The organism is Pseudomonas sp. YQ_5, assembly GCF_043103305.1.
Classification (GTDB): domain Bacteria; phylum Pseudomonadota; class Gammaproteobacteria; order Pseudomonadales; family Pseudomonadaceae; genus Aquipseudomonas; species Aquipseudomonas putida_Y.
Genome location: NZ_JBICJS010000053.1, coordinates 1 through 12,600 on the forward strand (window position 1 = coordinate 1; position 12,600 = coordinate 12,600).

Annotated in this window: 13 protein-coding genes and 1 pseudogene; all 14 read right to left on the reverse strand. The window is 57.6% G+C overall.

The features are described from left to right. A pseudogene (locus ACF8EA_RS11765) lies at positions 1–175 on the reverse strand (IS5/IS1182 family transposase); the annotation flags it as partial. 355 nt (positions 176–530) lie between these two features. Continuing rightward, entirely contained in the window at positions 531–872 is a 342-nt protein-coding gene (locus ACF8EA_RS11770) for a TniQ family protein (RefSeq protein WP_392522096.1), read from the reverse strand. Between the two features lie 317 nt (positions 873–1,189). Further along, positions 1,190–3,025: a glutamine--fructose-6-phosphate transaminase (isomerizing) gene (gene glmS, locus ACF8EA_RS11775; RefSeq protein ID WP_392522097.1), complete on the reverse strand. Its 1,836-nt coding sequence runs from the start codon at positions 3,023–3,025 to the stop codon at positions 1,190–1,192. Positions 3,026–3,028: 3 nt separating this feature from the next. After that, positions 3,029–3,805, reverse strand: coding sequence for a DeoR/GlpR family DNA-binding transcription regulator (locus ACF8EA_RS11780; RefSeq protein WP_003253204.1), 777 nt, complete (start codon positions 3,803–3,805; stop codon positions 3,029–3,031). 189 nt (positions 3,806–3,994) lie between these two features. Continuing rightward, the gene (gene glmU / locus ACF8EA_RS11785) at positions 3,995–5,362 is read right to left on the reverse strand and encodes a bifunctional UDP-N-acetylglucosamine diphosphorylase/glucosamine-1-phosphate N-acetyltransferase GlmU (protein WP_274143793.1); all 1,368 of its coding nucleotides are present in this window, start codon (positions 5,360–5,362) and stop codon (positions 3,995–3,997) included. 119 nt (positions 5,363–5,481) lie between these two features. Continuing rightward, positions 5,482–5,901, reverse strand: a complete 420-nt coding sequence (locus ACF8EA_RS11790; protein ID WP_021785309.1) for a F0F1 ATP synthase subunit epsilon — start codon at positions 5,899–5,901, stop codon at positions 5,482–5,484. Between the two features lie 43 nt (positions 5,902–5,944). Continuing rightward, positions 5,945–7,321 carry a F0F1 ATP synthase subunit beta gene (gene atpD / locus ACF8EA_RS11795; RefSeq protein WP_003253197.1) on the reverse strand — a complete coding sequence of 459 codons (1,377 nt, stop codon included), beginning with the start codon at positions 7,319–7,321 and terminating at the stop codon, positions 5,945–5,947. A gap of 27 nt (positions 7,322–7,348) precedes the next feature. Continuing rightward, positions 7,349–8,209, reverse strand: a complete 861-nt coding sequence (atpG, locus tag ACF8EA_RS11800; RefSeq protein WP_003253195.1) for a F0F1 ATP synthase subunit gamma — start codon at positions 8,207–8,209, stop codon at positions 7,349–7,351. A gap of 48 nt (positions 8,210–8,257) precedes the next feature. Then, positions 8,258–9,802: a F0F1 ATP synthase subunit alpha gene (gene atpA, locus ACF8EA_RS11805; RefSeq protein ID WP_021785310.1), complete on the reverse strand. Its 1,545-nt coding sequence runs from the start codon at positions 9,800–9,802 to the stop codon at positions 8,258–8,260. 21 nt (positions 9,803–9,823) lie between these two features. Then, positions 9,824–10,360, reverse strand: coding sequence for a F0F1 ATP synthase subunit delta (locus ACF8EA_RS11810; protein WP_003253191.1), 537 nt, complete (start codon positions 10,358–10,360; stop codon positions 9,824–9,826). A 12-nt stretch (positions 10,361–10,372) separates the two neighbouring features. Beyond that, a complete protein-coding gene (locus ACF8EA_RS11815) occupies positions 10,373–10,843 on the reverse strand; it encodes a F0F1 ATP synthase subunit B (protein ID WP_010955888.1) in 471 nt (156 codons plus the stop codon). A 56-nt stretch (positions 10,844–10,899) separates the two neighbouring features. After that, complete coding sequence (gene atpE / locus ACF8EA_RS11820) at positions 10,900–11,157, reverse strand: F0F1 ATP synthase subunit C (protein WP_003097235.1); 258 nt, start codon at positions 11,155–11,157, stop codon at positions 10,900–10,902. Positions 11,158–11,301: 144 nt separating this feature from the next. Beyond that, positions 11,302–12,171 carry a F0F1 ATP synthase subunit A gene (gene atpB / locus ACF8EA_RS11825; protein ID WP_392522100.1) on the reverse strand — a complete coding sequence of 290 codons (870 nt, stop codon included), beginning with the start codon at positions 12,169–12,171 and terminating at the stop codon, positions 11,302–11,304. A gap of 16 nt (positions 12,172–12,187) precedes the next feature. Continuing rightward, entirely contained in the window at positions 12,188–12,595 is a 408-nt protein-coding gene (locus ACF8EA_RS11830; protein WP_008092225.1) for a F0F1 ATP synthase subunit I, read from the reverse strand. Between the last annotated feature and the right edge of the window lie 5 nt (positions 12,596–12,600).

A 12,600-nucleotide genomic window follows, 5' to 3' on the forward strand; every position in this document is an offset into this window, starting at 1 on the left:
CTGGGCGACCTGTTGCTGCCGGATCGACGCCTGCGAAACCGAGCGCGCTCAGGTCGAGTTCATCGACAAAGACATCGACCACTCGCACTGGGTTTTCATCGGTGATGTAGTCATCCAGGCACTCTGGCAGCAATGTGACCTGCGTCCGAGCCTCACCTTCGATGAACCGCTTCATGATTTTCCCCGCCACGATCACGACGGTCAGAAGGTTAGACAACTGCGGGCGTTTTCACACAGCCTGGACCCAGAGCATGCATTCACGACGGCCAGTTGCTGGCCGTGTAAACCACTTTTTTTACCTGTAAACCACCTAGGTTTACAGGTAAAAAAAGTGGTTTACACGTTTCCATCCGGCAAGCATTTTTCAGCTGGGTTTTTTAGGCTTACCCGACTTCATTTCCTCCACATACTTCGCGAATGCCACCTGAGTTTCACCAGGGGTGGCCTTGGGTAAAGGCTTACGCCGCGGGGGTTTGGCGTGGGGGCTCCGGCTTGCTGATTCGATATGCTTTAAAGCTTTGCGCTCCTGCTCAGTCATGGCCTCTCCACATAACATCTAGACGATGTTTCGGATCGCCCAATGAAGTTTTGCAATACGGGCAGTGTGTAAGCAATAACGTATTATGCTTGTGGCAAACAGTGTCGTTTTCAAACCGGGAATATGCCCGACGCCAATATGAGAAACCAAGCCTTACTAAGTCCTCCTTAGCGCACTCAGGACAGTAACTTACATTTTTTTCGGTGTACGGCTCACCCTTAAATGGATAGAGCTTCCGCGAGTAGGAAATATCCTGAGAATGTTTAACAACGTAATTCACAGCGAGGGAAGTATGAAGGGAAATCAGCCGATCGAACCATAGCTTCCATCCCACCCCAGAAAGACCGAAATTTCTTTCAGGTCAGATTTGAAGAATCGAACCTTATTTTGAAATTTACGGATGTCGTCGACAGCATGAGAGTCCCAGCAGAGGAACAAAGAACGTTCCAGATACGAACGAATTGACTCTTCTGGCTGAATTTGCAAATGCGGTATGGAGAGCATGCTGAGACTGCTTGGATAACGTAACTGTGTCGGGCCGACCCTCGCGACCGCGGCCCCTATGGGAGGCCGCAGTCGCGCATGACAGCTTTTATTGTGGCGGTACCGCTTTTATTGTCGGAAACCATTTCATCAACACCTGACTACCCGTTACTCGACAGTCACCGATTTGGCCAGATTACGAGGCTGGTCAACGTCGGTCCCCTTGAGCACGGCCACGTAATAAGACAGCAATTGCAGCGGAATGGTGTACAGGATTGGCGCCAGGGCATCGGCAATGTGCGGCACCTTGATCACGTGGGTGCCTTCGCCATTGGTCATGCCAGCATGCTCATCGGCGAACACGACCAGCTCGCCACCACGGGCACGCACTTCCTGCAGGTTGGACTTCAGCTTCTCCAGCAGTTCGTTGTTCGGTGCAACGGTAACCACCGGCATGTCGTTGTCCACCAGAGCCAGCGGGCCGTGCTTCAACTCGCCTGCTGGGTAAGCTTCGGCGTGGATGTAGGAGATTTCTTTAAGCTTGAGAGCACCTTCCATCGCCACCGGGTACTGCGCGCCGCGGCCGAGGAACAGGGTATGGTGCTTGTCGGCGAACAGCTCGGCAATTTTCTCGACGGTGGCATCCATGGCCAGGGCTTCGCCCAGGCGGGTAGGCAGTCGACGCAACTCTTCAACCAGCTCAGCTTCGACACCGGCTTCCAGCGTACCGCGCACCTGACCAAGGGCCAGGGTCAGCAGCATCAGCGAAACCAGCTGGGTGGTGAACGCTTTGGTCGAAGCCACGCCGATTTCAGGGCCGGCCAAGGTCAGCAGGGTCAAGTCCGACTCGCGTACCAGCGAGCTGATACCCACGTTGCAGATCGCCAGGCTGCCAAGGAAACCCAACTCCTTGGCGTTGCGCAGTGCGGCCAAGGTATCGGCGGTTTCGCCGGACTGCGAGATGGAGACGAACAGAGTATCCGGCTGCACCACCACCTTGCGGTAACGGAACTCGCTGGCCACTTCTACCTGGCAAGGGATGCCGGCCAGGCTTTCCAGCCAGTAACGCGCAACCATACCGGCGTGGTAGCTGGTGCCACAGGCAACGATCTGCACGTTGCGCACCTTGGCAAACAGGTCGGCAGCTTGCGGGCCAAAGGCCTGGACCAGCACGTTGTCCTTGCCCAGGCGGCCTTCAAGCGTGCGCTGAACAACGCTTGGCTGCTCGTGAATTTCCTTGAGCATGAAGTGGCGGTAAGCGCCCTTGTCAGCAGCCTCGGCACCTTCGTGATACTGCACGGTTTCGCGCTGGACCTTATTGCCCTGCTGGTCCCAGATAGAGACCTGATCACGGCGGATTTCAGCGATGTCGCCTTCTTCCAGGTACATGAAGCGGTCAGTAACCTGGCGCAGCGCCAATTGGTCGGACGCCAGGAAGTTCTCGCCAAGGCCCAGGCCGATTACCAGCGGGCTGCCACTGCGTGCGGCGACCAGGCGGTCCGGCTGCTTGGCACTGATCAGCGCCAGGCCGTAAGCACCATGCAGGCGCTTCACCGCCGCCTTCAGGGCGTCGGTCATGTCTGGAATGCTCTTCAGGGTGTGGTGGATCAGGTGGACGATGACTTCGGTATCGGTCTGCGAAGTGAAGAGATAGCCCAGTTCCTTCAGCTCTTCGCGCAGCTCTTCGTGGTTTTCGATGATGCCGTTGTGCACCACGGCCACGTCATTGCCCGAGAAGTGCGGGTGGGCGTTGCCTTCAGTCGGCGCGCCGTGGGTAGCCCAACGGGTGTGGGCAATACCCAACTGGCCTGCCAACGGCTCATCAGCAACAGCGACCTCCAGCTCGCTGACCTTGCCGATGCGGCGGCGGCGCTGCAGTTCACCGGTCTGGGTGAGTACAGCCAAACCGGCACTGTCGTAACCGCGGTATTCAAGACGCTTGAGGCCTTCGATCAGGATGGCTGTGATATTACGCTCGGCGACAGCACCAACGATTCCACACATGTTTTATTGCTCCTGGCTGATCGCGGCGCAGATCAGGTTGATGCCGCGGGCTTGAATTTGTTCGCGCGCTGCTGCTGGCAGGCGTTCATCTGTAATAAGGGTGTGTACGCTGCCCCAGGGCAGCTCGAGGTTAGGGATCTTGCGCCCCACCTTGTCCGACTCGACCATCACGATCACTTCACGGGCAACTTCGGCCATGACCCGGCTCAGCCCAAGCAGCTCGTTGAAGGTAGTGGTACCCCGGCCGAGGTCGATGCCGTCGGCACCGATGAATAATTGGTCGAAATCGTAGGAGCGCAGTACCTGCTCCGCGACCTGGCCCTGGAACGATTCGGAATGCGGGTCCCAGGTGCCACCGGTCATCAGCAGCACCGGCTCGTGTTCGAGGTCGCAGATTGCACGGGCCACATTGAGCGAATTGGTCATCACCACCAGGCCTGGCTGGCGCCCCAGTTCGGGGATCATTGCCGCCGTGGTGCTGCCGCTGTCGATGATAATGCGCGCATGTTCGCGGATACGTCCCACCGCGGCACGCGCAATGGCCTTTTTATAAGAAGAGACGGGTTGTGCCGGTTCACCGAGCAACTCTTGCGGCACCGGCACCGCACCACCGTAGCGGCGTAACAACAAGCCGTTGGTTTCCAAGGCGGCAAGGTCTTTGCGAATGGTCACTTCCGAGGTGGCGAAACGCTTGGCCAACGCGTCCACACTTACCTCGCCCTGCTCGCTGAGCAAAGCCAGAATATTGTGTCGCCGTTGTGGTGTGTTTCGTTTCGACATGTGCGTTTAAGTTTCGATTCGAAAGTTAATGGTTGCAATCAAAACCTAAGACGAGCGATCCGTCAAGCTGTCGTTGACCTGTGGATTGTTTGCCTCTGCTTTGACGCGGTCCTTTATGCGCGGCAGCGCCAATAAAAAAGCCGACTTATTCACATAAGTCGGCTTTCGATCGAAACGGCTGTGAATAACTCAGCTCTTCTTGATCTTCTCAGGGCGCTTCCAGCCCGAAATGTTGCGCTGGCGTGCACGAGCTACAGCCAGGTCACCCGCTTCTACGGCCTGGGTGATGGTCGAGCCGGCTGCGGTGGTCGCGCCGGCCTTGATTTCCACAGGCGCCACCAGCGAGTTGTTCGAACCGATGAACACGTCTTCACCCATCACGGTCTTGAACTTGTTGGCGCCATCGTAGTTGCAGGTGATGGTGCCGGCGCCGATATTGGTGCGCGCACCGATTTCGGCATCACCCAGGTAGGTCAGGTGACCAGCCTTGGCCCCTTCACCCAGGTGGGCGTTTTTCAGTTCGACGAAGTTACCCACATGGGCCTTGGCGTCCAGTACGCTGCCCGGGCGCAGGCGAGCAAACGGGCCAGCATCGCTGCCTTCTCCCATCACGGCGCCTTCGAGGTGGCTGTTGGCCTTGACCACCGCGCCTTTGCGCAGGGTCGTGTTCTTGATCACGCAGTTAGGGCCGATCTGCACATCGTCTTCGATGACCACCTTGCCTTCGAGAATCACGTTGATGTCGATCAGCACGTCACGACCAACGCTTACTTCACCACGAACATCGAAGCGTGCCGGGTCACGCAGGGTAACCCCCTGAGCCATCAGACGGCGGCCTTCACGCAACTGGTAGTGACGCTCCAGCTCGGACAGCTGGCGGCGGTCGTTGGCGCCCTGCACTTCCATAGGGTCGTGCGGCTGTTCAGTTGCCACCACCAAGCCATCAGCCACTGCCATGGCAATTACGTCGGTCAGGTAATACTCGCCCTGAGCGTTGTTGTTCGACAGGCGGCCCATCCAGTCGGCAAGGCGCGCGGCTGGCAGTGCCAGAATTCCGGTGTTGCCTTCCTTGATAGCTTTTTGCGCGTCGTTGGCGTCCTTGTGCTCAACGATGGCAGTTACCTTGCCCTGCTCGTCACGCACGATCCGGCCATAGCCGGTCGGATCATCGAGGGTGACGGTAAGCAGTCCCAGTTGCTGATCGTTGGCCTTCGCCAACAGACGCTGCAGGGTCTCCACTTCGATCAACGGCACGTCGCCGTACAACACCAGCACAGTGTCAGCGGTCAGCGCCGGCAGTGCCTGGGCAACAGCATGACCGGTACCCAGCTGTTTATCCTGCATCACGAAATTCAGGTCGTCAGCGGCCAGGCGCTCGCGAACCAGTTCGGCACCATGGCCAATGACCACATGAATACCTTGCGGCTGAAGTTGGCGCGCACTGTGGATAACATGGCCGAGCATGGAATTGCCAGCTACCGGGTGCAACACTTTGGGCAGCGCCGAGCGCATGCGGGTGCCTTGGCCGGCGGCGAGAATAACGATATCGAGTGACATTACTGGCTACCAATCCTGGGCGGTCAGTGAAAGACCGTGGGGAGAAAACAGAAAAAGAAAAAGGGTAGCCGAGGCTACCCTTTTACTCAATCGCAACAGCAGTTATCAGCCTTGGCCGATTACTTGCCTCTGCGCATTTGCTGGACGGTACGCAGCTGAGCTGCGGCCTCGGCCAGACGTGCGGCGGCGGCACTGTAGTCGAAGTCCGCGCCTTTCAGATTCAGGGCGTTCTCGGCGGCCTTGAGGGCCTCCTGAGCCTGAGCTTCATCCAGGTCTGTAGCACGTTGCACGGTATCGGCAAGCACCTTGACCATGTTCGGCTGAACCTCGAGGAAACCACCAGAGATGTAGAACACCTCTTGTGCGCCACCCTGCTTGGTCAGCGTGATCGGACCAGGCTTGAGATTGGTGATCAGCGGCGCATGGCCTGGAGCGATACCAAGATCACCCAGGTTACCGTGCGCAACCACCATCTCGACCAGGCCGGAGAAGATCTCTCCTTCCGCGCTGACGATATCGCAATGGACTGTCATAGCCATCTGCTTGCCTCAACCTGATAGCGCCCCTTGCGGGGCGCAGGAATTACAGTTTCTTGGCTTTCTCGATCGCTTCGTCGATGCTGCCGACCATGTAGAACGCTTGTTCTGGCAGGTGGTCGTAGTCACCTTTGAGGATGCCGCTGAAGCCAGCGATGGTGTCTTTCAGGGAAACGTACTTGCCTGGCGAACCGGTGAAGACTTCTGCCACGAAGAACGGCTGCGACAGGAAGCGCTGGATCTTACGAGCGCGGGCTACCAGTTGCTTGTCGGCTTCGGACAGTTCGTCCATACCCAGGATCGCAATGATGTCCTTCAGCTCTTTGTAGCGCTGCAGAACATACTGAACGCCACGAGCGGTCTCGTAGTGCTCGTTGCCGATCACGTTCGGGTCCAGCTGGCGCGAAGTCGAGTCCAGTGGGTCGACCGCTGGGTAGATACCCAGGGAGGCGATGTCACGGGACAGAACGACGGTGGCGTCCAAGTGGGCGAAGGTGGTCGCTGGCGACGGGTCGGTCAAGTCGTCCGCAGGTACATATACGGCCTGTACCGAGGTGATCGAACCTTCCTTGGTGGAGGTGATGCGCTCTTGCAGAACGCCCATCTCTTCAGCCAGGGTCGGCTGGTAACCTACTGCCGAAGGCATACGGCCCAGCAGTGCGGATACTTCGGTACCGGCCAGGGTGTAACGATAGATGTTGTCGACGAACAGCAGAACGTCGTTACCTTCGTCACGGAACTTCTCAGCCATGGTCAGGCCGGTCAGCGCTACACGCAGACGGTTTCCTGGTGGCTCGTTCATCTGACCGTAGACCAGCGCTACCTTGTCGAGAACGTTGGAGTCCTTCATCTCGTGGTAGAAGTCGTTACCCTCACGAGTACGCTCACCCACACCAGCGAACACGGAGTAACCGCTGTGTTCCATGGCGATGTTACGGATCAGTTCCATCATGTTTACGGTCTTGCCGACACCGGCACCACCGAACAGACCAACCTTACCACCCTTGGCGAACGGGCAAACCAGGTCGATAACCTTGATGCCGGTTTCCAGCAGGTCGTTGCCGCCTGCCTGGTCAGCGAACGAAGGCGCTGGCTGGTGGATACCGCGACGCTCTTCTTCGCCGATCGGGCCGGCTTCGTCGATCGGGTTGCCCAGTACGTCCATGATACGGCCCAGGGTGGCCTTACCAACTGGAACGGAAATGGCAGCGCCGGTGTCGACGACATCCAGACCGCGCTTCAGGCCTTCGGTCGAGCCCATCGCAATGGTACGAACCACGCCGTCGCCCAGCTGCTGCTGAACTTCCAGGGTGGTTTCCGCGCCTTGTACTTTAAGCGCGTTGTATACACTCGGCACGACGTCGCGTGGGAATTCCACGTCGATGACGGCGCCGATGATTTGAACGATACGTCCGCTACTCATAGCTGGATCCTCTGAATATGTGAACCGTTAAACCGCGGCAGCGCCGCCGACGATTTCCGAGATCTCCTGGGTGATCGCAGCCTGACGCGCCTTGTTGTAGATCAACTGAAGCTCTTTGATCAAATCACCGGCGTTGTCTGTGGCGTTCTTCATGGCGATCATCCGGGCCGCTTGTTCAGCAGCGTTGTTCTCGACCACCGCCTGGTATACCTGCGACTCCACGTAACGCACCATCAAGCCGTCCAGCAGCTCTTTTGCGTCGGGTTCGTACAGGTAGTCCCAGTGATGCTTGAGATCCTGATCCGGGGTTGCCACCAACGGTACCAATTGCTCGACCGTCGGCTTCTGGGTCATGGTATTGATGAACTTGTTCGAAACCACCGAGAGGCGATCGATACGGCCGTCCAGGTAGGCGTCCAGCATCACTTTGACGGAGCCGATCAGATCGTTGATCGATGGCTCTTCGCCCAAATGGCTGATCGCTGCTACGACGTTGCCGCCAAAGATGCGGAAGAAAGTCGCACCCTTGCTGCCGATCACGCACAGGTCGATTTCCACGCCCTGTTCGCGGTTTGCGCTCATGTCCTTGACCAGGGCCTTGAACAGGTTGGTGTTCAAGCCACCGCACAGACCACGGTCACTGCTCACCACGATATAACCGGCGCGCTTTACAGGGCGCTCGATCATGAACGGGTGGCGGTATTCCGGGTTGGCGTTGGCCAGATGACCGATCACCTGGCGGATACGTTCCGCGTAAGGACGGCTAGCAGCCATGCGCATTTGTGCCTTGCGCATCTTGCTGACCGCCACTTTCTCCATGGCGCTGGTAATTTTTTGCGTGCTTTTGATGCTCGCAATCTTACTGCGAATCTCTTTTGCGCCTGCCATGTATCACCTATCAGGTTAGCAAGCGGGGGCCTGAGCCCCCGCTGCGGCTTACCAGGTCTGGGTGGCCTTGAACTTCTCGATACCGGCTTTCAGGCCTGCGTCGATTTCGTCGTTGAAGTCACCCTTCACGTTGATCTTCGCCATCAGTTCAGCGTGATCACGGTTGAAGAAGGCGATCAGTGCTTGCTCGAAGCTGCCGATCTTGGAGACCTCTACGTCGGTCAGGAAGCCACGCTCAGCGGCGTACAGCGACAGAGCCATGTCCGCAATGGACATCGGCGCGTACTGCTTCTGCTTCATCAGCTCGGTAACGCGCTGACCATGCTCCAGCTGCTTGCGGGTCGCTTCGTCCAGATCGGACGCGAACTGGGCGAATGCAGCCAGTTCACGGTACTGAGCCAGAGCGGTACGAATACCACCGGACAGCTTCTTGATGATCTTGGTCTGAGCGGCACCACCTACACGGGATACCGAAACACCGGCGTTCACTGCAGGGCGGATGCCCGAGTTGAACATGGCCGATTCCAGGAAGATCTGACCGTCGGTGATGGAAATCACGTTGGTCGGAACGAACGCAGAAACGTCGCCAGCCTGGGTTTCGATGATCGGCAGAGCGGTCAGGGAACCGGTTTTGCCAGTGACAGCACCGTTGGTGAACTTCTCGACGTACTCTTCCGAAACGCGCGATGCACGCTCCAGCAGACGGGAGTGGAGATAGAACACGTCGCCTGGGTATGCTTCGCGTCCTGGTGGACGGCGCAGCAGCAGGGAGATCTGACGGTAGGCAACGGCCTGCTTGGACAGGTCATCGTAAACGATCAGTGCGTCTTCACCGCGGTCGCGGAAGAACTCGCCCATGGTGCAACCGGCGTATGGCGCCAGGAATTGCAGTGCGGCGGATTCCGAAGCACTGGCAACAACCACGATGGTGTTGGCCAGGGCGCCGTTTTCTTCCAGCTTGCGAACGATGTTGGCAACGGTGGAACGCTTCTGGCCGACAGCAACATAAACACAGAAAATACCGGAGTCTTTCTGGTTGATGATGGCGTCGATGGCCATGGCGGTCTTGCCGATCTGACGGTCGCCAATGATCAGCTCACGCTGGCCACGGCCGACAGGAATCATGGCGTCGACGGATTTGTAACCAGTCTGTACAGGCTGGTCTACCGACTTACGCCAGATCACGCCTGGAGCAACTTTCTCGACTGCGTCGGTCTCGGTGTTGCCCAGAGGACCTTTGCCATCGATAGGGTTGCCCAGTGCGTCGACGACGCGACCCAGCAGTTCCTTACCAACCGGAACTTCCAGGATGCGGCCGGTGCACTTGGCGCTCATGCCTTCGGCGAGGGTGTCATATGCACCCAGGATCACTGCACCTACGGAGTCTTGCTCCAGGTTCAGGGCCATGCCGTAGACGCCACCAGGGAACTCGATCATTTCGCCGTACATGACGTCGGCCAGACCGTGGATCCGCACGATACCGTCGGATACCGAAACAACGGTACCTTCGTTACGGGCTTGGGAGCTCACATCGAGGTTATCGATGCGGCCCTTGATGATTTCACTAATTTCGGAAGGATTGAGTTGCTGCATTGCTCTGCTGCCCCTTCAAACTCAAGATTTCAATGCTTCGGCCAGTTTCGCGATTTTGCCGCGAACAGAGCCATCGATTACCAGGTCACCGGCGCGGATGACGACGCCGCCAATCAGGCTGGCATCCTCCGACGCGTGCAGGCGCACTTCCTGGCCTAACCGTGCACTGAGAACCTTGGCGAGTTTGTCTTGCTGTTCTTGGTTCAACGCGAAGGCACTGGTGACTTCCACGTCCACGGATTTCTCTTGCTCGGCCTTGTACAGGTCGAACAGGGCGGCAATCTCCGGCAGAAGCAGGAGACGGTCGTTTTCCGCGGCAACATGAATGAAATTCTGTGCCTGTGCATTGAACTTGTCACCGCACACGTCAATGAACGTGGCGGCCTTTTCTGCGCTCGTCAGTCGCGGGGCCTTGAGCAGGCGCTGCATGGTGTCGTCTTGCGACACCGCAGCAGCCAGGCCGAGCATGGCTGACCAATTGGCCAGTTGCTGATGGGCCTGGGCATGCTCAAAGGCAGCCTTAGCGTAAGGTCGGGCCAACGTGGTCAGTTCTGCCATGATCGCCCTCGCTTAAATTTCAGCGGCCAGTTTGTTAACCAGCTCCGCATGCGCGTTTTGATCGATTGTGGCGCCAAGGATCTTTTCAGCACCACCAACGGCCAGAGCACCCACTTGGGCACGCAGGGCGTCTTTAGCGCTGTTCAGTTCCTGTTCGATCTCGGCCAGAGCCTGAGCCTTCACACGGTCAGCTTCGACACGAGCCTGTTCACGGGCTTCGTCGACAAGCTGAGCAGCGCGTTTCTTGCTTTGCTCGATGATTTCGGCTGCCTGTGCTTTAGCTTCACGCAGTTGCTGACCCGCTTTCTCTTGGGCCAGCTCCAGGTCGCGAGCTGCGCGGTTGGCAGCGTCCAAGCCGTCGGCAATCTTCTTTTGGCGCTCTTGCAGGGCAGTGATGACCGGAGGCCATACATACTTCATGCAGAAGAGTACAAAAATCAGGAAAGCAACGGATTGGCCAATCAGGGTTGCATTAATGTTCACGCCAACACCTCGCTCGGTCTTAATTCATACAGCCATCAACTCGTGGTGACGAGTGATTAGCCGGCGATCTGACCAACGAACGGATTCGCGAAGGTGAAGAACAGAGCGATACCAACACCGATCATGGTTACGGCGTCGAGCAGACCGGCAACGATGAACATTTTGACCTGCAGCATCGGAACCATTTCTGGCTGACGAGCAGCGCCTTCCAGGAACTTGCCACCCAGCAGGCCGAAACCAATGGCGGTACCCAGAGCACCCAGGCCGATCAGCAGAGCAACAGCGATAGCGGTCAGACCAACTACAGTTTCCATCTTTCCTCCCGACTTTTACGTCGTATTGGTTAGGTTTTTAGTTTGAAGCGGTAAAACAAATCGTTTGGTACAGCATGCCCTTGCGGACTTTTTAAGCCCTCCCCCCGTACAGGCAGGGAAGGCTATCAGACACGCCAGGCGGTCTTAATGGTTATCTTCGTGAGCCATCGACAGGTAGACGATGGTCAGCATCATGAAGATGAAAGCTTGCAGGGTGATGATCAGGATGTGGAACACAGCCCACGCCCATTGCAGCACCACACCCAGGCCGCTGAGCCACAGCAGGCCAGAGCCGAACATTACAGCGATCAGGATGAACACCAGCTCGCCAGCATACATGTTGCCGAACAGACGCAGTGCCAACGAGATCGGCTTAGCGATCAGGGTGACGAATTCCAGCAGGAAGTTGACAGGAATCAGCAGGATCTGCACGAAGATATTCTTGCTGCCAAACGGGTGCAGGGTCAGCTCACCGATGAAGCCGCCCAGTCCCTTGACCTTGATGCTGTAGAAGATGATCAGGGCGAAGACGCAGAAGGCCATTGCCAGGGTCGCGTTCGGGTCGGTGGTCGACACGGCGCGGAACGGAATGTGCGGGTCACCGGAAATCCGGATGGCCAGCTGAGGAATCCAGTCGACCGGTACCAGGTCGACGGCGTTCATCAGGAATACCCAGACGAAAATGGTCAGCGCCAGCGGTGCGATTACCGGGCTACGGCCGTGGAAGGAGTCCTTCACGCTGCCGTTGACGAAGTCGACCATCACTTCAACGAAGTTCTGCAGACCGCCAGGTTGGCCGGAAGTCGCCTTCTTGGCCGCCATGCGGAAGATCAACAGGAAGATCAGACCCAGCGCGACGGACCAACCCAGGGTGTCCAGGTGGAACGCCCAGAAGCCCATTGCCTTGGCTTCTGCAGCCGAATGGGCGAAGCCCCAGCTGCCGTCTGGTAGTTGACCGTAGGTCAGGTTCTGCAAGTGGTGCTGGATATAGCCCGAAGCGGTTTCTGCTGCCATGGTTGCCTCAAACGCCCTAAGGTCTCGAAAGTCTTTTATTCATCAGCAGGGGCGCGAACCAGCTGACCAAAAGGGTCAACACGAAGACGCCGAATACTGCTAACGGCGCCAGTGGCTTCACTCCTGCAAAGGTCAGTGCAAAAAGCACTGCCGTCAAAATCATCTTGCCTGCCTCGCCCGCGTAAAACGACTTGACGATAGCTTGTGCCGCCCGAGCCCCGCTGAAGCGAAAAGCCTTCCAGGCGAAATACACATTGGGCAGCCAGGCAATCAAACCTCCGCAAAGGCCTGAATATCCACTGACCGCCCCTTTCCACTGCCACAACACCAAGGTTGCCAGCAGCAGTACGACAAATTGAGCCAGCAGTACCGGAAAAACCGCCCAGCGATGGAAAGGCAGGCGGTTTGGCGTGCGTATTTCCATCACAA